Genomic DNA, 21,101 nt, shown 5'->3' with positions numbered 1-21,101 from the left:
ATTTGCGTCAGGGTTCTTGTTATTTAATCACACACTGAATATTTTTTTAGATCATTTTCTTATCTTGTGTCTGCGCAGTTAATCTAGATGTAATAACGATGCAGGCTGCCGGTTTTCCGTCATTATTGCAGCCGTTTAAATGATTGCGGCTATCCTGTTTGTTTTCAAGGAATATTCACAGTTGTTTTAATGTGGCTTTGCAATATTTTTGTGTCGGTTTTTATGGATGATAGGTTTGTACAATTTGGTGTCTTTTTGCTGCTTTATAATGTGTTTTGGCGTATCTGTTTCTTGCTATAAATCCCTTAATTAACAGTGATTTGCCGGTTTGTTGACGGCTAATCCGTCTGCTAGATTTTGATCTCAATGTAGGTATGAAGTTCCGAGCTTTATACCTCATTCGGTCCCGACGAGGTTGCGGTACCTGTTGGTCATAGCGGAGTGATTAAGATGAGAACACATTTACTAGTTGTACTTGCCATCGGTGCCTTATGCCAGTCGGCATACGCCGATTTAAATATCGAGGAAAGGATTCGAATATCAGGGTTTGGAACCGTAGCGTTTGCGTTGAGTGATGATCAGGATGCGGATTATCGTGCCAACATAGAACAGAGTACGGGTGTTGGCAGCAGCAATAACCCAGATGGTGGTTTGGATAGTATTTTTGGTACGCAGATTGATGTTGTGTTAACACCAAAACTCACCGCCACTGCCCAAATAATTTCCAGAAGACTTTCGGATTACAACAGCACGCAGCCCTACTTTGAATGGGCGAATCTCAAATACGATGTCAGTGAACAGCTATATCTGCGGGCGGGACGTTTTGTTGCGCCGACGTTTTTAGTGTCAGAGTCACGCATGGTTGGTTACGCGCAGCCAGCAGTGCGCCCCGTTGCTGAAGTCTATTTGCTGAGCCCAATATCGTATATGAACGGTTTTGATGCCGGTTATAAATTTCTATGGGGGGATTCATTGGTGAAGCTGCGCGCAGGCATTGGTGCGCTGAATCAGGAAATTAATCAGGTTAATGGAACTCTGGATTTCACCTTCGATATCAAGTCGATTGATGCAACGATTGAAAATGGAGGATCAAAGTTTAGGATCGGCTATCAGAACTTCAAAATGGATGTGAAGAATGATGCATTGGAGTTGTACGACGTGGCGATGGATATGCTGGAGGCCAATGGCGTAGCCAATGCTTCGTTGATTCACGATCGGATGCAGCGGTTGGATGTGCCGACAGATTTTATCAGTATTGGCTATATGTATGATGAGGGTGGGTTGTTTGTTCAGACCGAGTATGCCCGAAGAGAGTTCGATTCCGATTTTGCACAGAGCCTGGATGGTGTGTACTTTTTGGGTGGATACCATTTTGGTGACATCTCTCCCTACTTTTCTATAAGCAAGTTGATTCATCGTAATCAGGCTGAGTTTCCGGATCTTGATACGTCCTCAATTGATCCCGGTTTAGGCGGCTTGGTGACGGCGGTTAATGCTGGTTCTGAGTTTCTCATTGAGCGCGATGCGATTGGTGCTGGTGTGCGTTGGGATATTTCGGGTGGGTTTGCTTTAAAGGCGCAGTGGGATTACGTCATGAAGCCCAAGAATACTGCGGCGGAGTTTGTTAACTACACACCTGAATTCTTTTCTGAGTCACGTGATGTCAATATTATTTCAGCAGCGCTGGATTTCACTTTCTAAGGGGAGGGTAAGATTATGAAACGTATTATCAGTCTAGTTTGCCCGCTCATCATGATGATGGCGTTAAATTTAGCGTACGCCGAGGTGGTTGTTGTCGTCAGTAAAGATAATCCAACCTCTGCGCTCACAACTAATCAGGTGAGTTTAATCTTTCTCGGTAAGTTAAAGCAGTTCCCCGATGGTCGCAGTGCTATTCCATTGGATATGCCCAATGACATTCCTGTTCGAGATGAATTCTATCTGCAATCAACGGGTAAGTCGGATTCCCAGGTACGTTCTTATTGGTCAAGATTGATTTTTACCGGTGGTGGTGTTCCGCCTAAAGTCGCCATGTCGGAGGAGGATATGTTGCGTCTGGTGGCAGATAACCCTAACACGGTCGGATATGTCAATGCAGATCAAGTTGGGGATGGCGTTAAGGTGGTCTGGTCGACCAAATAGAATGGGTAGAGGTATAGCCCAGAAGGACCTGGGCATGCTTCATTACTTGCTTTTTATGCTTCTTTCGAAACCCCATTGCAAAGGCCGATGTATCGCTCTGGGTAAAAGTCGTTTCAACCAGTCACCTAGATATGAATCTATTCCAACACGAATCTGCATTTTGTTTTTCAATACGGCAGTGACTACTTTTTTTGCCAACTTTTCCGGCGGCATACCAAAGCGCTCCATGAATCCGGCCAGCTTATTCGTTGTAGCCTGATTTGATCCAGATTTTGTGGCGGCGGCGCGTAATATATTAGTGCTTATTGTGCCGGGGTGTATGCTTGTGACGCCTATATTATAGTGTGCTAATTCTACCCGCAGGGTTTCACTGAGTGATTTTACTGCCGCCTTGGTCAGGCAATAGGTGCTTTGATTGGGCAACCCGAAAAAGCCAGCCAGGCTTGATGTGTTGATAATATGGGCTTCCTCTTGCTTTTTAAGGTAGGGGAGGAAGTAGTAACACCCATACAGTACACCCCACAAATTGATGCCCATGACAAAATCGATATCTTCGATACTGTGGTCTTCGAAGGTTTTGTTAATGGTCACACCAGCATTGTTAAATAGGATGTGAATGGCGCCGTGCTGTTGTTCGATCAACTCGGGCAATGCTTGCATGGCAGCACGATCTGCAACGTCGCATACATGCGTAGTTATACGGCGAGTGCTGCCTCGGCTCAGCTGGGCAGCGGTTTCGTTTAGGTTTCCTTCGTGGATATCCAGCAATGCTAAATGGCATCCCTGTTGCGCGAATGCAGTGGCCAGTGCGCGGCCGATGCCACTGCCAGCGCCTGTAATCACCGCCACTTTGTTATCGAGTGCTTTCATGAAAGGTTAAAATTCCGCAGGCATAGTGTTGTATGTGGAGGATGTTAATGGTCTGACTATATGGTATTTGCATGATTTATGCAATGGCATTGCATAAGTTGCCGCGATACCGGCTGCCCGATGTTTCTTTATGGGTAGGGCAGTCGGAATGTTGGCTAAACAGTAGGTCTGACTTACTTCATCTTTTATGTCAATCATTCCTAAGATGGATATCCATTCATTCGGACTGTGTTTAAATGCGTGCCGAAACTAAACCGTTTCTGTTGACACTAATTAGCGTTGTTGTGGGTTTTGGTGTGTATCAGTGTTGGTTGTTATATGCAGAAAATATGTTTTAGCGAATTAATTAAAGGCGGTGGGTGCTGTATGTATCTACTCGTTCAAAGGAAGTGGAACTTATTATGTAACTTAATGCAGGTAATATGTTCTCCATTTTTCATGGATGAATAAATTTTTAGCAACTAGTCTACGCAGCATGAAAACTTGGACACCAAACAAGCGGTTGGCTTGAAGTTGGGTGTCACTCTGGATCGCCGAGCAGATCGAATCAAGCGAAGTCGATTTCGTCGTGATTTATTTTTGGTTGAGAAGAATCCCATTTCAGCACTGGCTGATGTGGCAAGGCCTCTTTTTGCCTGAAAAAAGTGCGCTACTGACTGATGGGTAGCTTGATGTTTTTGCGTATACCAGTGGTAGACAGGTTTATCCACCTTGCTGGCTTTTTTACATCGAATATAAATGGAGTTTGGACATGAAAGTAAGTGATACCACTGTGATTGATCGGGCTGAGCCCAGCGTCGCGATTATCGGCAGCGCATGTAAGTTTCCTGGAGGTTCCAATACACCAGAGCAGTTCTTTCAGAATCTGCTGTCGGGTAGAAACTATGTCAGCAAAATTCCGATGGATAGGTGGTCGTTGGATAAGTTCTACAACCCGGAGGAGGCAACAGGTAAAGCTTATGTTCAGAATGGACACTTCCTGCATGATTACGACTACCGTGGGTTTGACGCTGAATTCTTCAACTTTTCGCCACGAGAAGTAGAGTTTCTCGATCCGCAGCAACGAATGTTGCTGGAGCTGAGTTGGGAGGCTATGGAGTCAGCGGGTCTGAATCCAGAGGAGCTGGCAGGCTCTGATACCGGTGTGTTCGTGGGTGGTTTTACAGTGGATCACCTGCTTAATCAGTTTGGTATTGGTGCCCGTGAAGCCATTGGGTCACATAGTGCGGCCGGTGCCACTCTCACGATGCTATCCAATCGTGTTTCTTATGCCTTTGACTTTCGTGGCCCGAGTTTTTCGGTGGATACAGCGTGTTCTTCGTCGCTGGTTGCTTTTGCGCAGGCTGTTTCGGCGATTAAGTCTAATCAATGTGAGGCTGCACTGGTAGGTGGTGTCAATTTCATGTTGCGCCCCGAGTACACCATAGCGATGTCTAAAGGGCGATTTCTGGCGAAGGATGGCCGCTCTAAAAGCTTCGATGCGCGTGCCGATGGTTATGGCCGTGGTGAAGGTGGTGGCATTGTGGTTTTGAAGAGTCTTGCTGCCGCTGAAAGGGATGGCGACCCCATTTTGGCGGTCGTGGCTGGCGTAGGGGTTAATCAGGATGGTCGAACCAGTGGCATCACGGTGCCAAACCCCCAGGCTCAACGTGAATTAATGACCAAAGTGTTGACCGAAAGCTGCCGTACTCCCGATGAGATTTCCTATGTCGAAGCTCACGGTACGGGTACGGCAGTAGGCGACCCGCTGGAGACCAAGGCTATATCCGAGGTTTACGGTCAACATAGAAACTGTCAGGTAGGGTCCGTCAAGGCGAGTATTGGTCATCTGGAAGCCGCTGCAGGCATGGCCAGTGTGATCAAATCGGTGATGATGTTTCAATATAACACTATCCCGCCTGTTGCCGGTTTGAAAGAGGTGAACCCCGCGATTCCGGCCACTGTGTCATTGACCCGAGAACCTATTCCTTTGGAGTCAGGCAACAAGCCAGCCCTGATTGCGATCAACTCTTTTGGTTATGGCGGCACTAATGCCCATCTTATTCTCGGTGCACCCTGCGTCGACAGCCTTAACCTCCAGCCTGCGGAGCCCCGCACACAAAGTGGTAGGATGCTGCCGGTGTCAGCGCGTGATTCGGATGCGCTGAGAGCACGGGCACTGCAATTTCTCAATCTGTTGGAATCAGATGCAACCTGTTTGGATGACGTTCTTTATACCGCAGGCAATCGACGGGCGCATTTGTCGCATCGTTTGGCCGTGTGGGGTGATAGTAAGGAAGCTCTGCAAACAGCATTGCGTCAACATCTGGATGGCGAAACGCCAGCGGGTTGCGCTCAGGGGGAGCGCAATGGCAAGGGCGATACCAAGGTGGTTTTCATCTATACGGGAATGGGCCCCCAGTGGCATGGTATGGGGTGTGAGCTTTTCCAGTCTAATGAAGTCTTCCGTAACGCGTTGTTGGATGCTGATCGAGTGTTTAAAGACATTTCCGGATTCTCGATTCTGGCGGAAATGCTGAAGAGTGAAGAACATTCTGAAATCAAGCGCACTGAGTTGGCTCAACCTGGCAATCTGATGGTTCAGATAGGGCTTACCGCCGTGCTGCGTGCTGAGGGTGTTCACCCTGCTGCGGTGGTTGGCCACTCCGTCGGCGAAGTCGCATCCGCCTGGGCTTCCGGTATGTTGACATTGGAAGATGCACTGCGCGTCAGTTACCAGCGCAGCAGGATTCAGGCAACCACTGCCGGTGAGGGCAAAATGCTGGCATTGGGTGTCTCCGAAGCTGAGGCTGCCGAGCTGATCGCGCCCTACGCTGGTGAGGTGTCACTTGCGGCGATCAATTCACCCTCCAGCGTGACGGTTGCGGGGGATGCTGCCAGTCTTGATGCCATCTGCACGCTGGCGACCGAGCGTAAATTGTTTGCTCGTATGCTGGACGTAGAGGTTCCCTATCACAGTCCGGTTATGGAAAAGCTGAAACCTGAATTACGTGCGCAGCTGGCAAGCCTTAAGCCAGTTGCACCAATTACTCCACTTTATTCAACGGTTACTGGCGCGCGCACTGGACACCAGTCCGACACCCGCTTCTACGATGCGGAGTACTGGTGTGACAACGTTCGTGATCCTGTGCATTTCGCCACGGCGGTGCGCAGCCTGCTTGGCGACGGTTATACGCTGTTTGTTGAGGTGGGGCCTCATCCGGTTCTGCGTCGATCAATAGAAGAGGTGGTAAAAGAACAAGGTGTCAGCGCCAATGTTATTGCTACTCTGTGGATGAACAAGCCTGAACAATCTGCGGTTCAACAGGCAGTTGCGGACATTTATACAAGCGGTGGTATCGTTGATTGGAAGCAGCGGGAACCCTGTGGCCGGTTGCTGCAATTCCCCGCTTATCCCTGGCAGCGCAAAGCCCTTTGGCGCGAATCCTTGTGGCAGTCGCAGGATCGTCTTGAATCGCAAATCGATCCGCTTTGCGCTACACAAGGAGCGGATCTAAACCTGAATCGCCTTAATTATTTATTCGATCACAAGGTAGATGGGGCAGCTATTATGCCAGCGGCAGGCTATCTCGAAGCGTTGTGCCAGAATGCCCGCCAGCGCTGGCCCCAAACCGATGAGGTTAGTGGTTGGAGCCTGCGTAATATCGGTATCCATGAAGCTCTGATTCTGGATCGTGAACGTGCAACCTTACTGCAAGTGGAGTTTGACGAATTCACCAATAAGGCGCAACTGGTGGCAATGAACGCACAAAGTGATAAGGCACCAGTGGTGCATGCAGATGCACAAATGTATCCGTTAACCACCAAGCGACCACGCCAGTTAGGCAGCGACATTATTCGAGAGTTTACCGGCGAGACCGTCCCTGTTGATGCGCTATATGAAGAGCTGCGCGATGTATCCTTGCAATACGGGCCGGCGTTCCAGTCAATCGTAAAGCTTACCCGTAATCGGCAACGGGGCGAAGTGCTGGCGATATTACAGCGCCCAGACTGTGCAGGTGAGGATACCGGCGCGTACATACTGCACCCATCGTTACTTGACGGATGTTTCCAATCTGCCTTGAGTTTGATGGAAGCTCGCGATGGTGCTTATCTGCCAGTTGCGCTGGACGCAATCCAGGTATTTGATTCGGCGCAGGAAAGAATAGTTTGTTATACCCGGATCGTGTCTAAAGATCCTGCGCGTATTGTCTGCGATTTTGATCTGGCGGATGAAGAAGGCAATGTTTTTGCAGCCATCAGAGGCTTGTCTTGTGTTGCCCTGCGCGGCAAGTCGGATGCGGGTAGTTTTCCGAAGGGAGATTATCAGCGGGTATGGAATGCCCTTCAGCCACTTGAAAAGGTCGACCAGAATGTGGGGCTGTTGGGGGTTGTGGCGAATCCAGCAGACCTGCTGGCGGACGCGTTGGTGGAAGTCTGTCTCAGTATGAACATACCGCACCAGCGTTTTTGCATGAGCGAGGTGCGTGATAACCCGGCGCTGAAAAAGACCACACATCTAGCCGTGATAGCAGATGCAGGGTTACGTGGGGAATCCGATCCTACTGGGCAGGATGTGGTTGAGGATCTATTGATGACGGTGCAGGAGCTTGATCGTCACCAGCAGCGTTGTAAGTTGCGTGTCATTACTCGACAGGCTGCTGCGATCGGTTCAGATGATCAGGTGATTCCCGCACAAACTGCGGTTGCTGGATTCATGCGCGTTGTGCGTAACGAATGCGAACAGCTGGATGCGGCACTCATCGATGTTGCTGTTGAAGAAGAGCTATACCTTCAGGCTCAATGCCTGTTTGTGGAGCTTCTGAATTCTGAAACAATTGATGAGATTGCGATTCGTAATGGGCAGCGTTACGGCGTTGAGCTGGTGCGTTCCGCGACACTGGAACAGGAACAATCCATGCAGGTGGCCGATATCGAGCAGACACCGGTTCTGTTCAGGAAGAAAGGCACCGAATATCAAGCATTGATCTCGTCGGATAACACAACGGTTGCACCCAATCAGTATCAGATCAGGCTAACCCGGCTAGCGTTCAAGCCCGGTGATGAACATGTTATGGGAGCGTGTGGCGTTATTGTACAGGCAGGAGAAGATACTGCTCTGTTTAAGCCAGGTGATACCGTGTGCGGCATATTGCCCCAGCAGCTGTCGACACAGGTTGTCGTTTCAGAGCAGCAAGCGATCCTGGTGAAAGTCGCCAATTCATCAGCGCTTTCGCTGCAGGCAAGTGTGGCAGTGATTGAAGCACAGGCTGCATACATCGCACAGTGCTGTGGCGAGCTTGAGGCTGCCCGTGTGCTGACGGACAACACCGCACTGGGTGAAGCGCTTGGCCGTCATCTGGCACGCAAGGGTGCTGAGGTGGTTGCGTTTGATCAATATGATCCTGCATCGGACCATGATTTTGACCTGATCGCTGGGCCACTGGCCCTTTGGAGTCGGAGTGTTGGTTTCAGCAGCCTGCGTCGCGGTGGGTGCCTGGTGGATTTAAGTGATGCACAAACACCCTTTGCTATTCCCCCATATTGCGAGCAGTTCATCCGAGTTCCTCAGGATATGGCAGGTTTGCAGAAGAGCAGCCAATTCCGCTCTGTGTTGGCAGAAGTAATTGAAGCTGCTGCGGAGGGAATGGTTCCTGTGCGCACGGAAATGACAGTACAGAGTTTCCTTGAGCCGGGTGCTCTGCTTAGCACTGATGAATGGCAAGAGCTAACGCTGCACCCACAGCAGACGCCGTTCTCTGCGATCATTCCCGAAGCGCCGCGTTTCTACAAAGATGGAGCTTATTTGGTTACCGGTGGTTTTGGTGGGCTTGGTGCAGCGCTGGCCTTGTGGTTGGCAGACAACGGTGCTGGTCAGATCGCGCTGGTCAGTCGACGTGGCCTTGCGTCACCCGATGCAGAAGCACTGATACAGAAACTTAAGGATAAAGGCGCAGATGTCAGCGGTTATGCGGTGGACATGGCGGATGCCACAGCCGTTCATCAGCTGGTAAAAACCCTCAGTCAGGGCGAGCGTCCATTGAAAGGCATCTTTCATGCTGCTGGCGTGCTTGAAGATCAACTGATCAAAGACATGCAGCAGGCCGATATTGCCAAGGTGATGCAGGTGAAAGCGGGCGGTGCATTGGCGATTCATAACGGCCTGCAGGATATGGGCGTTGACGTGGATCACTTCGTACTTTTCTCCTCTATCGCGAACCTGGTGGGCAACAGTCGACAAGCCAATTATTGCGCTGCCAACGGGTTTTTGGATGGGCTTGCCCATCAACGGCGGGCGCTGGGTCTGAACGCATTGAGTGTCAATTTCGGTGCTATAGCCGAAGTCGGCATGCTCGATGGTGATGCGAGGGTTGAACAACACCTGACCCAAATTGGATTGGCGCCTCTTAGCGTTGCCATTGCCTTGCGTGGTGTGGGCAGAGCCATGATGCAGAATCAAACCCAGATAGCAGTGGCAGAGAAGATTGCCTGGGAGCGTTGGGCGGCTTATGAGGTTGTTGGTGGAGAGTCGCCCACATTCCGTAAGTTGGTTGCTGAGAGTCGTGAAGCTAACAGTGGCGATGCATCGCTAATCGAGCAACTGCATCGGGCAATCCTATCTCTGCCGGAGGAGGAGGCTCGTCAAGTGCTTGGTTCTTTGATCGCGGATGTTATTGCTGTCGCACTGAAGACATCCGCAGACAGGCTCAAGGCGGACCAGGCCTTTGACACCTTTGGTGTGGATTCTCTTATGTCTACCGAAATTCAGATTCAGCTAGTGCAGGCGATTGGTATTAACTTTTCGGTGGTCGAACTGCTGGGCCACTCAACCATTAATAGTTTGGTTGACAAAGCAATGGGCGAGATCTGTAACGGTCTGGCCAATTAATCAAAATTCAGTTCAACCTTTTGCTGTGAGTATATGGATATGACAACACAAAATACCTCTATCAATAATCTTTTGAGTGAGATTAGATCGAAATTGGTTTCTGCCCAGCCGCAGATGCAGAAAAGTGAAACGCTCTCTGCTGAAGACTATGCAGAATACGCGCTTCTGCAACGGATACATTCACTCTATAACTCGGAATCATCACTAAAGAATCCGTATTTTCAGCCACGCAGCGGCACGGTGTCTAGCGTGTTGCAAATTGCTGAAAAAGATTATGTGACGTTTTCGAATTACAACTATCTTGGCCTTTCCCATGATCCCCGCGTTAAAGCCGCTGCCTGCGATGCTATTCACAAGTACGGTACTCACGCTGGGGCCGCGCGAATGGTTGGAGGAGAGATTGAGTTACATCGGGATTTGGAACACGCCTTAGCTGAATTCAGCGGATTTGAGGCAGCAACGGTTGGCGTAGGTGGTTACAGCGCTAACGTATCGGCTATAGGCTACCTGCTCGACAAACGTGATCTGATACTGCACGACGAGTATATGCATAACAGCGCCATTAAGGGTGCTGTTATGTCCGGTGCCAGACGTATCGCGTTCCCGCACAATAATATGGAAGCGCTCAAGCGCTTATTGGAAGAAAACCGCAGCCAATACCGAAAAACGCTCATACTGGTAGAAGGGGCCTACAGTATGGACGGTGACCTAGTTGATTTGCCTGCGGTAATTGAGTTGAAGAATCAGTTCGGGGCATGGCTGATGATTGACGAGGCTCATTCCTGCGGTACCGTTGGCGCGACGGGTCGAGGGGTGTGCGAACATTTTAATATCCCCACTTCCGAAGTTGAATTGATCGTCGGTACTCTGTCCAAGAGCTTTGCCAGCTGTGGCGGGTTTCTAGCGGGATCCAAAAAACTGATTGAGCTGTTGCATCATTTTTGCCCCGGCTTGCTGCTTTACAGTACGGGTATAAGCCCAGCCAATACGGCTGCCGCATTAGCTGCTGTGCAATTGGCGCAAGCAGAGCCCGAGCGAGTAACCCGGCTGCAGAACAATTCAATCCTGTTCAAACAGCTCGCTGAAACCAAGGGCTTGGATTGCCGCACCAGCGTGCCTGGCGTACCGATTGTGCCAATGATGATCGAGGACGAAAAAGCACTTCAGCTCATGTCTCTGTTGCTGGAAAACCAGTTTATTTCACACGCTGTAATGCATCCTGTAGTGCCCCGTGATGCGGCGCGTCTACGCTGCTTCATCAGTGCCGATCACACCGAAACTCAGATGTCCTCAATGCTCGATATTATCGCGCGCGAATCCAACACAACCAATCACACAGTAGCAGGCCAATAACATGTTAAAGATCGCTTACTATTCCGCTGTTCTATTTTCATTGGCCGCAGCTCAAATGGCCTCTGCCAATACTGGCACTGACGATATCGGTGCTCGTGGTCGCGAAATCGCCCAGACTGTCGATAGCAATGATGCTGGCTTTGATGATTATGTCGTTGTGGGAAAAATGACAGTGAGACGACGCGGCGGCATCACCGCAACGCGACAGTTTGAGATGAACACGCTTGAATTGCGTGATGACGGTGACAAACGCCTTGTTGTGTTTTCCCAGCCTCGGGATTTGGCGGGTTTTGTATCACTTACCCATACACATCCTAGTGCGCCTGACGATCAATGGATCTTTTTGCCAGCGACTAATCGTTCCAAACGCTTAGCGTCACGGGATAAAACCGGTTCATTTGCCGGGTCAGAGTTTGCTTATGAAGACATCGCTACTTGGGAGCTTTCAAACTATAACTATGAATTTGTTCGTGATGAACCCTGCGGTGAACCGGCAACTACCTGTCATACCATCGCCAACATTCCCAAGTACACCTATTCAGGTTATGAAAAATTAGTGGAAACCATTGATCCGCGAATTTGGCAACCTCGGCGTATCGTCTATTTTGATCGCCAGGGGCGGGAACTGAAGCGGCTCGAGTTTTTTGACTATCAGCTGTACGCGGGTAAGCACTGGCGTCCGGGGCGAATAGTCATGACAAATGTCAATGACGGCTCTGAGTCAGAGATCATTTGGGAGAACTACCGCTTCAAGACTGGTTTGCGTGAATCGGATCTGACCGAGGCGCGGTTGGAGTATTGGTCACGATGAGATTGCGTATGGTATCAACAGTGCTGCCGTGTGCAGTGCTGTTGTTTTCTATAAACGCTGTCGCTAAGGCGCCCAGGGGCTATGTGGGAATCGATGCGGTGTTGTTTCCGGATGCTCCTCTCTATCCGGAACAAAGTAGCGCGACGTTGCATCCCAGCGTGCAGGGTAGTCTCGATTGGTCGGCATACCTGAATCAGGATATTCGCTTTGATCTTAGCGCTTATCTGCGAGCAGCGACCCAGGATCACGACGACTTATCTGGGGATATTAGAGAAGCAGTTTTCCGTAGTAGGATAGATGACATTGATTTGAAAATGGGTATCTTGCAAGAAAACTGGAGCATTCTGGAGGCCTGGAACCAAGTCGACTTTGTCAATCAGCGCGATATGGTTGAAGACTTCCAGGGCAAAGTCAAACTCGGCCAACCGGGTGTTTCGGCAACCACCTATTATCATGACTTGGTTCTGACTGCATTGATCCTGCCGTACACTCGAGAGCGCAGAATAGCCGAGCAGGAAGACAGGCTCAGAACTCTGCCAGCACCGATTGTACACAGCACGTTTGAAAACGGACAAACTGATAGTAGTTATGCATTGCGGATGCAATATCGTCTCGGTGATTTCGACCTGTCGCTATCGCAATTCTGGGGGCATTCAAGAGAGCCAATCTACATGCCGGTTATTGAGTCGCAATCTCTAATTGGATTTGATGAGCTTTATGAAGATGTCGCCCAGACCGGTGCAACGATGCAGTATGTATTTGGTGACACCGTGTTCAAAGCTGAGGTGATTAATCAAACCGGCGGAGCGGACAGTTTTGTTGGCAGCAGTATTGGGTCCGAAACGATCTTCAATCAGATTAGTGATGGGTTTGATTCTGTCACAGTTTATCTAGAGGGTTACTACGATACTCGCAATGAGCGGGCTCCGCTGACACCCTTCCAGAAAGACGTATTTCTTGGGTTTCGCTACAACACCAACAGCGTGAACAACGAATTGCTGGATATTCGCTACACCCATGACCTTGAATATCACTCCGATTTGATCGATGTGCGTGCGTCCAGGCGCTTGGGTGATTCACAAATAGTGTCACTGCAGTTTCTATTGCCACAGTCGGTAGTCGACGATCCTGCCTTGCAAGGATTCAGGCAGGATAAGTATTTTAAGCTCAGTTGGGCTTTGTATTTGTAACCAATTCCATATAAGTCGGGAGACAAAAAAATGAGTAACACCCGTTCAGTTAAAGGAATAACACAGACCACAATCGCACAGGCGACTGTGGCGCGCTATGCCAATTGGTTGGTGGGTAACCCTTGGTTGGTGCTGGTGGGATCGCTTCTATTGGCATGTGTCTTTATGTCTGGTATGTCTCAGCTCACATTCAGAAGTGATAACCGGGTGTTCTTTGCTGACAACAATCCTGATTTGATTCAGCTTGAAAAGTTCGAACAGCTTTATGGCCGTGATGACAATCTTGTCTTTGTCATTAAAGCGTTGGAGGGCGATCTATTCACTCCCAAGCGCCTGGACGCCATCAATCAAGTGACAGAGGGTGCGTGGACTCTGCCCGACGTTAAGCGGGTGGATTCTGTAACCAACTTTCAGCGGGTTCAGGCGGTGGGCGATGATATTGAAATTGATCATCTGGCCCGTGTCGGGGATCCATTAACAGATTCTCAGGCGGCCCAGCTCAAAGTCGATGCTGTATTGGAACCTCTTCTTACCGATCGACTACTGTCTCGCGATGGTACACTTGGCCTGGTTGCAGTTCAGTTTCGCTTCAAAGCCGAAACGGCCTCAGATCAGTCGGAAGCTGCCATGGCAGCCGGTCAGGTTTTATTGCAGCAGTATCGGGAAGCGTATCCCGATTTAGAGATAGGCTTGTCCGGTTCGGTGGCGCTCGATCATGCGTTTGTAGAAGCCAGTATATTTGATAGTTCGGTATTGCTGCCCATTATGGTGATTGCGCTATTGGTGATCATAGCTGTTTTACTCCGCTCGGCGGCGGGTGCGGCGGCGACCTTTCTGGTGATAGTGTTGAGTACGCTTTGTGCTTTAGGGCTGGCTGCCTTCTGTGGAGTACCTCTATCTTCGCCCAGCGTGATTGCACCCAATATTATCCTGACTCTGGCGACTTGTGACTGTATCCACATGTGTGCCGGTATGATGCGGCTGTGTCGTGCTGGTCTTGGCAAGCGCGATGCAGTAAAAGAATCATTGTTGGAGTGCTGGTGGCCCGTTACCCTTACCACCATTACTACAGCCGTGGGTTTCCTGACTTTGGTTTTCAGTGCGGTGCCCCCTTTTGCACACCTTGGCATCATTGTGGCAATCGGCTCTTTAATGGCATGGTTTATTTCCGTTACGTTTTTCCCTGCGCTTTTATGCTTGTTGCCTTGGAGTGTTAAGACTGCATCCACCATGCCTGCTGATCGCGTGAGCATGATCATCGCAAACGCAGTAACACGCAGGCCCTATTTCTTTGTTGTTACCCTGAGTATTGCCACGGTTGTACTGTCTGCCTTGGCATTCACCAATGTGCTTGATGATCGTTATGTGCGCTACTTTGATCAAAGTTACAGTTTTCGTGTCGCTACCGACCGTATGAATGAAGACCTAGGTGGATTCTATATCCTCGAGTTTTCGTTAGACTCCCTAGAAGCCGATGGGGTTTCCAACCCTCAGTATTTGCGAGAAGTTGATGCGTTTGCGCAATGGCTGCGGGAACAGCCAGGGGTCACCCATGTTCACGGGCTACCCGATATAATGAAAACCATCAATCGAGCTATGCAGGGTGGCTCGGTGAACGAATTTCATCTGCCGGAAAACCGCAATTTGGCGGCGCAGTATTTAGCGCTTTACGAGATGTCATTGCCATTTGGCATGGATCTTCGTAATCAGTTAACGGCAGATAAACGCTACAGTCGGCTATCGGTTAGCCTCAATGATATTTCCACAGGTGACATGACCGATCTGCAAGCGCGAGCGGAATCATGGGCTGGCCACAATACTGACCTGATAGCGGCGTCGGCAAAGGCCACAGGCACTTCACTACTGTTCGCCCATATTGGTAATAGAAATATTCAGGAAATGCTGCGGGGAATGGCAGTGGGGGTGATAGTGGTTTGGGGTATTTTCATCCTCGCTTTCCGCTCGTTTCCCCTTAGTTTGTTGGGCACCGTTGCCAACTTTGCTCCGTGCATGGCAACCCTCGGTATTTGGGCCTTAATTAATGGTGAAGTTGGGATGGCTGTGGCAACAGTAGCGTCGGTTACCTTCGGTATAGTGGTGGATGCGACAATCCATATGATTACGTGCTATCTACGCCTGCAGCGTGAGGAGAATCTAGGGGTGGTGGATGCCGTGAATGGTGCGTTCAAGTCGGTTGGCCCTGGCTTGATAGCCATGACGCTCTCCCTTGCCACAGGATTTATCTGTCTGGCGTTCTCCGGATTTCAGATCAATGCATGGATGGGCCTGATGGCTGCGTTGACCATTATAGTGGCGCTGCTGTTCGATCTGCTGCTTATTCCTTCTATCCTGCTAGCACTAAGGCTGGGCGAGAAATCCGAAATTGCAGTAGTGACGGAAGCCCAGTAGCATGAATGCATCCAGTTTTTTTGTTACCCCGCAGAGCAGGCCTGCTGCGAAAATTCGGTTGATTTGTTTTCCGTTTGCCGGAGGTGATATCACCACCTATTTGCCCTGGCTTCCACTGCTTGATCAGCGTATTGAATTGGTCATCGTGCAATTGCCAGGACGTGGCAGAAGAAGCGCTGAGAAGCCTTTTTCACGTATGGATCTATTGGTTGAAGAGCTTTTCGGCGCTATGTTTTCTTTGGTCGATAAGCCATTTGCCTTTTTTGGCCACAGTATGGGCAGTAAGATTGCATTTGAGCTTGCGAAACTTCTGTATAACAAAGGGTTTCCGACACCTGATCACTTCTTTGCTTCAGGCAGTGCATCTCCTTGTGTGCCGCGTCGTACAGCGCCGATTCATCGCCTGCCTGATGCTGCGTTTATCGAACGCATTACCAAGCTTTCTGGTGTTCCTCAAGCTGTACTTGATAATCAGGAATTAATGAGTTTTCTGTTGCCGATGCTGCGGGCCGACTTCAAGTTGATCGAGACATATGTAGGCAAGCGGGACTGCGTCATTCCTGGCTCTCTCACTATGCTGGGTGGCGTTGATGATGTGGTGGTTTCCACGGATGAACTATCCAAATGGTCGCAGCATTTTGAGCACTCAACTCCAACACGGTTGTTCCAGGGGGGGCATTTTTATATACACCCGTTTGTCGACGATCTGGTTGAGGCTGTAAATGCAACGCTGTTTGCTGCCGATGCGCGCCAGTGTGCCTGATCACGCGCTCTTCAAAAGCAATGCCAGCATGCCGATCGTAAAACAGTATTCACTCAGTATGATGGTTGTGGGTTGCTGTTAGGTCGGCATGTTTACTGAAGAATTGTCGGTGCTTCTGGCGAAAAACGCGTGCAATGAATACCCGCAGGGTGCTCAATGGTGGCAACGCATTCGTTGCAGTGATTGCAGCGGCTAGTGTAGGTTTGTTGCCGTTGTGCTTGTAGGGGGAGATCCGGGTCGCTCAGTAATGTGCGGCCTAGTTGGATAAAGTCGAATCCATGCTGCATTAATGTTTCGAAACTTGCGTTGCTGCTGGCTCCCCCCACATAGATCAGGTTGCAGTCCACGGCGTCCCGTATCCGTTTTGCCTGTTCCAGAAAATACAGTTCTTCATAGGGGTAATCTTTAAACAGTTTGGGGCCTGCCAGGTGCAGCATTAATCGCATCAAGGCGCTTTTTTCTGCCTTTAACATGGGTTGCAGAATGTTGCCGCCGCGAAACATAATCATGGGGTTCATGGTGCTGGTGCCACCGCTGGTAATGATGCCATCAATGCCGCCTTTTTCGAGAAGCTTGGCAATTTCTATGGCATCGTCATAATCCAGGCCACCTTTGACGCCTTCGGTCAAACTGATTTTACCGATAATCGGAAAATGCTCTCCAACGGAATGCCTTACGCCCTCTAGAATCTGTAACGGGAGTCGCATGCGGTTGTTGAGGCTGCCGCCATATTCATCTTTGCGCCGGTTGGTTTTTGGGCTCATGAATTGACACAGACCATATCCGTGACCGAAATGAATTTCCAGACAGTCAAATCCTACCGACTTCATGAACACGGCTGACCGTTGGTAGGTTTTGATCAGGGCTTTGATATCGCTATGGCTCATTGCATCACAGAACAGCATGCCTTGCGTTACGCCCAGCATGTTGATGCCAAAACTCGGCCCTAATGGACGCTTGCGTTCCAGGTGACGGTTTTTCGAAAAGCCACCACCATGCCCCATTTGCCCACTTACTTTAGTGCCAAGTGAATGCAGGCTCTCGATCATGGCCGCCAGTGGCCGACGGATGCCTTCATGCATGTACATCATGTTTTCATTGAGGCGGCCGTCGTTCTCCACGGCGCAATAGCCAATAGTCGTCATGGCTATGCCGCCCTGAGCAATGCGTTCGTGAAATTGCTGTAAGCGAGGGCTGATTTTTCCCTCGGGTGTCATCCCTTCGAAGGTGCCCGCTTTGATCAGACGGTTTTTGAGCTGCAATCCGTTGAGTTGTGCAGAAGAAAAGCAACGTTGTAGTTGTTCGTTCATGTTCTTGTCCCGTTGACGTGCCCGAACAACAATAATGCAGGCTTGCTTGTGTATTTACGCCTTCTTGGCCTGTTTTTTATTCTGTGCAATTTGATTGGCTACGCTATCCAACATCATTTCCAGTTCATTCTCAAAGGCGCGCCGACTGTCTTGCATGTCTTCCATCATGGCCTGACCACACATGACCAGCCAAGGGTAATCCTGTACGGTAGAGTGAACATTGGTCATGTCTTCCGGTGTTGGCACTTTGCCTGTTTTGATGGCATCCCAGATGCTGGGAAATACTTTTTCCACCCCTTGTTCCCTTACTGGAATAAGTATGTTGCTGCCGGTCGCCAGCTCTGACATAGCTGCATGGGATGTGAGTGCCTGTTTAGGCGTAAGCCCGGCATTGATCAATACGCCCAGGGTCTCGTTTTGCCAGCTTAATACGGCAGGGCCGAAACTGGTTGCGTGGGTCATATACTGGATCATGTTGGGCGCACTGGCGTAGCCATCCCACATACGTAGAAATGAAGTGCGAATCCATTCCTTCCAGTTTTTGGGGTCGATTTCTTCAGGGATCAATCGACTTTCCATCATTTGCTTATCAATAACGGCCGCAGTCAATTCGTTCTTGTCTGCAAAGTATTTGTAGATGGCCATCGGGGTGACCTTCAGCACGGATGCAATTTTTCGCATGCTTAGGGCATTGAGGGGGTCCTTTTTCGCCAGTTTATATGCTGCGCTGACGATCTTGTCGCGGGACAAGGTGCTTTTGCGTGGAGCGCTGTTGGCTGCCATGGTGTAGTGATTCTCTACTGCAATGGTGTTGGATTCATGTATTGATATTACAACACTTTGTCTGGATCTTTGGGCGCGCCTTTCTGGCAGGCGATACCGGCGATGGCATAATGGATGATGGATTTGAAGTTCACATCCCGGTCCAGATCCCTTTGGCTTAGATTTACCTTGCTGAGGGTCGGTAATCGATCTGGGTGGGCATCAAGGTTTTGAAACAGACGGCTGTAATAGGGTGCGTAGCCGTTGCGGGCTTCTTCGATGGTTTGCAGTTCCTGTTGCACGTATCCCGTGATGGTGGTGATCAGAAAGCTGTGAGCCAGCAGCGCCGCGCGAGGCTCAAAACCGAAATTCACCAGTATGCTGGCTTCCTGTTCCAGGTTGAGGAAGTCAGGATCCAGTGCGGCCTGCACAAAATCCAGCAGGTCAGGATGTTGTAGCAAAGCGCTGCGATAGTATTCTGCCAACACCTTCAGCCAAGATTGCCAGGTATGGCCGTGCGGTGCAGGCAGATCAGCCAGGTCGCTGCGAGACAGGGATGCCCTGATACGGCGCAAGCCATCAATCCCACCTACGTGACGATACAGGGTGGTGACGTTAACCCCCAGGTAATCGGCCACGTCTTTCATGGAGATATCGTCCATTTTGGCGCCCACTTCCCGCACGGCGTTCTCGATTTTCTGCATATCGATAGATGGGGTGCGCCCCCGTCGGGATTTGCCTCGGGTGCCGGCCTGCATGAAACTGTTGGGTTTTGTGACGCTCATTAAGATTCCTGTGGTTGGATTCGGTGTTGCTGGCCGCTATTGTAACGAAATTTGCAAAATAACAGCAAAAAAGCATTCAGGTTTTTGTCATGAGTCACTTTAGGCGGATTCCAGCGCACTTGCCTGAAGTGATTCGACCATGGTTTCACGCATTTTAAACTTTTGTATTTTGCCTGTTACGGTCATCGGGTAGTCATCCACAAAGCGGATATGGCGGGGCACTTTGAAGTGGGTTATCTGTTCTCGGCAGAAATCTTTTATGGTTTGATCAGTCAGGTTGCTGCCGGGGCGAGCCTTCACCCATGCGCAGATTTCTTCGCCATATTTCTCGTCAGGGATGCCGAATACTTGCACATCGAGAATGTCTGGATGGGTGTATAGGAACTCTTCTACCTCCCGTGGGTATACGTTTTCGCCACCCCGGATGATCATATCCTTGATGCGGCCCACGATCTGCACGTAGCCCTCTTGATCCATAACGGCCAAATCACCGGAGTGTAGCCACTGTTCTGCATCGATGGTTTCGGCGGTTTTTTCGGCATCATTCCAGTAGCCCTGCATAACCGAGTAACCCCGACAGCACAGCTCACCTTTCTCGCCCAATGGCACGGTGTTGCCTTCTGCATCGATGACTTTTATTTCCTGGTGGGGGCCAACCTTGCCAACGGTTTCGCAACGTTTATCCAGTGGATCATCAATTGCGGTCATGTGGTTGACTGGGCTGGTTTCGGTCTGGCCATACATAATGGTGACGTCTTTCATGTGCATCTTTGCGATCACTTTGCGCATGATTTCGGCTGGGCAGGGGCTGCCGGCCATGATGCCGGTGCGCAGAGTAGACAGGTCATACTTATCGAAGTCTGGAGTGTCCAGTTCGGCAATAAACATGGTGGGCACACCGTGCAGCGCGGTGCATCTCTCTGCCTGAACGGTTTCCAGCACGGCCATGGGTTCGAATGCATCGCTGGGAAACACTGCCGTGGCTCCATGGGTGAGGCAGGCCAGGTTGCCCATTACCATGCCGAAGCAGTGGTACAGAGGAACCGGGATGCACAGGCGATCCTGCTCGGTCAAGTGCATGCCCTGGCCTACTTGGTACCCGTTATTGAGGATATTGAAATGGGTCAGGGTGGCGCCTTTGGGGCTGCCGGTGGTGCCACTGGTAAACTGGATGTTTATGGCATCGGTTGGTTTTAGTTGCTGGCTAATGGCCTGCATTTTCACGTAGTCAGATTCGGTGCCCAGCTTGCTGACCTGGTCAAAATTGTACATGCCGGGCGTGACTTCATTCCCCATACGAACCACAGTCTTTAGATGTGGCAGTTTGGCTGAGTGCAATTGACCCGGGGGGCAGGTGTTCAATTCCGGCGCCAGCTCGGTCAGCATTTTCAGGTACTGGCTGGTTTTAAAGCTCTCGGCAGCGATGATGAGGTTGCATTCAACCTTGTTGAGGGCGTACTCCAGTTCGTAGAGACGGTATGCCGGGTTGATGCACACCATTATGGCTCCGATTTTTGCGGTGGCGAACTGGGTTAGGCACCATTCCACTCGGTTGGGTGACCAGATGCCCACGCGATCTCCGGGTTTTACGCCAAGATTCAGCAGGCCGGTGGCAAGTGCGTTGATTTCTCTTAAGTACTGAGTATAAGTCCAGCGAATGTTCTGATGCCGTACCACCAATGCCTCTTGCTGTGGATGTTGGCTGACTATTCGATCCAGGCATTGGCCTATGGTTTCCTGCAGTAAAGGCTGGTGGGTGGAGCCTTTCAGGTAGCTGCTTCCTTGGGGTGTCATGGCGTGATTCCTTGTTATTATGGGTTCGCATGGCTATAGAAAAC

Annotated in this window: 13 protein-coding genes; 8 read left to right on the top strand and 5 right to left on the bottom strand. The window is 50.2% G+C overall.

All coding sequences use genetic code 11. The annotated features are described in order from the left end of the window. Positions 1-450 precede the first annotated feature (450 nt). Together Kalk_RS07585 and Kalk_RS07580 are read left to right on the top strand one after the other, a co-directional pair. On the top strand, positions 451-1,701 hold the full coding sequence (locus Kalk_RS07585) for a hypothetical protein (RefSeq protein ID WP_101893617.1): 1,251 nt from the start codon (positions 451-453) through the stop codon (positions 1,699-1,701). A gap of 15 nt (positions 1,702-1,716) precedes the next feature. Beyond that, positions 1,717-2,142 (top strand): type 2 periplasmic-binding domain-containing protein, encoded by a 426-nt coding sequence (locus tag Kalk_RS07580; protein WP_101893616.1) that lies wholly within the window; start codon positions 1,717-1,719, stop codon positions 2,140-2,142. A 42-nt stretch (positions 2,143-2,184) separates the two neighbouring features. On the opposite strand, the gene Kalk_RS07575 is transcribed toward Kalk_RS07580, so the two are convergent. Continuing rightward, complete coding sequence (locus Kalk_RS07575; protein ID WP_101893615.1) at positions 2,185-3,012, bottom strand: SDR family NAD(P)-dependent oxidoreductase; 828 nt, start codon at positions 3,010-3,012, stop codon at positions 2,185-2,187. A 751-nt stretch (positions 3,013-3,763) separates the two neighbouring features. Here Kalk_RS07575 and Kalk_RS07570 point away from each other — a divergent pair. The 6 genes from Kalk_RS07570 to Kalk_RS07545 are packed head-to-tail and all read left to right on the top strand — an operon-like array spanning position 3,764 to position 16,406. Then, positions 3,764-9,880 carry a type I polyketide synthase gene (locus tag Kalk_RS07570; RefSeq protein ID WP_101893614.1) on the top strand — a complete coding sequence of 2,039 codons (6,117 nt, stop codon included), beginning with the start codon at positions 3,764-3,766 and terminating at the stop codon, positions 9,878-9,880. 39 nt (positions 9,881-9,919) lie between these two features. Further along, complete coding sequence (locus Kalk_RS07565; protein ID WP_158643365.1) at positions 9,920-11,233, top strand: aminotransferase class I/II-fold pyridoxal phosphate-dependent enzyme; 1,314 nt, start codon at positions 9,920-9,922, stop codon at positions 11,231-11,233. A gap of 1 nt (position 11,234) precedes the next feature. Further along, the gene (locus Kalk_RS07560) at positions 11,235-12,044 is read left to right on the top strand and encodes an outer membrane lipoprotein-sorting protein (protein ID WP_101893612.1); all 810 of its coding nucleotides are present in this window, start codon (positions 11,235-11,237) and stop codon (positions 12,042-12,044) included. Beyond that, positions 12,041-13,234: a hypothetical protein gene (locus Kalk_RS07555; protein ID WP_101893611.1), complete on the top strand. Its 1,194-nt coding sequence runs from the start codon at positions 12,041-12,043 to the stop codon at positions 13,232-13,234. The genes Kalk_RS07560 and Kalk_RS07555 overlap by 4 nt, the downstream gene beginning before the upstream one ends. Before the next feature lie 30 nt (positions 13,235-13,264). Next, positions 13,265-15,643, top strand: a complete 2,379-nt coding sequence (locus tag Kalk_RS07550; protein WP_101893610.1) for an efflux RND transporter permease subunit — start codon at positions 13,265-13,267, stop codon at positions 15,641-15,643. A gap of 1 nt (position 15,644) precedes the next feature. After that, positions 15,645-16,406, top strand: coding sequence for a thioesterase II family protein (locus Kalk_RS07545; RefSeq protein WP_101893609.1), 762 nt, complete (start codon positions 15,645-15,647; stop codon positions 16,404-16,406). Positions 16,407-16,498: 92 nt separating this feature from the next. On the opposite strand, the gene Kalk_RS07540 is transcribed toward Kalk_RS07545, so the two are convergent. The 4 genes from Kalk_RS07540 to Kalk_RS07525 all read right to left on the bottom strand — a co-directional run bounded on the left by Kalk_RS07540 (position 16,499) and on the right by Kalk_RS07525 (position 21,057). Then, entirely contained in the window at positions 16,499-17,716 is a 1,218-nt protein-coding gene (locus Kalk_RS07540; protein ID WP_101893608.1) for an NADH:flavin oxidoreductase, read from the bottom strand. Positions 17,717-17,770: 54 nt separating this feature from the next. Beyond that, positions 17,771-18,499: a TetR/AcrR family transcriptional regulator gene (locus tag Kalk_RS07535; RefSeq protein WP_101893607.1), complete on the bottom strand. Its 729-nt coding sequence runs from the start codon at positions 18,497-18,499 to the stop codon at positions 17,771-17,773. A gap of 47 nt (positions 18,500-18,546) precedes the next feature. Then, entirely contained in the window at positions 18,547-19,263 is a 717-nt protein-coding gene (locus Kalk_RS07530; RefSeq protein ID WP_101893606.1) for a TetR/AcrR family transcriptional regulator C-terminal domain-containing protein, read from the bottom strand. 99 nt (positions 19,264-19,362) lie between these two features. Beyond that, positions 19,363-21,057: an AMP-binding protein gene (locus Kalk_RS07525; RefSeq protein WP_101893605.1), complete on the bottom strand. Its 1,695-nt coding sequence runs from the start codon at positions 21,055-21,057 to the stop codon at positions 19,363-19,365. Positions 21,058-21,101: the final 44 nt, after the last annotated feature.

This window comes from Ketobacter alkanivorans (assembly GCF_002863865.1).
GTDB lineage: Bacteria > Pseudomonadota > Gammaproteobacteria > Pseudomonadales > Ketobacteraceae > Ketobacter > Ketobacter alkanivorans.
This window is presented reverse-complemented; position numbering and strand designations above follow the sequence as displayed.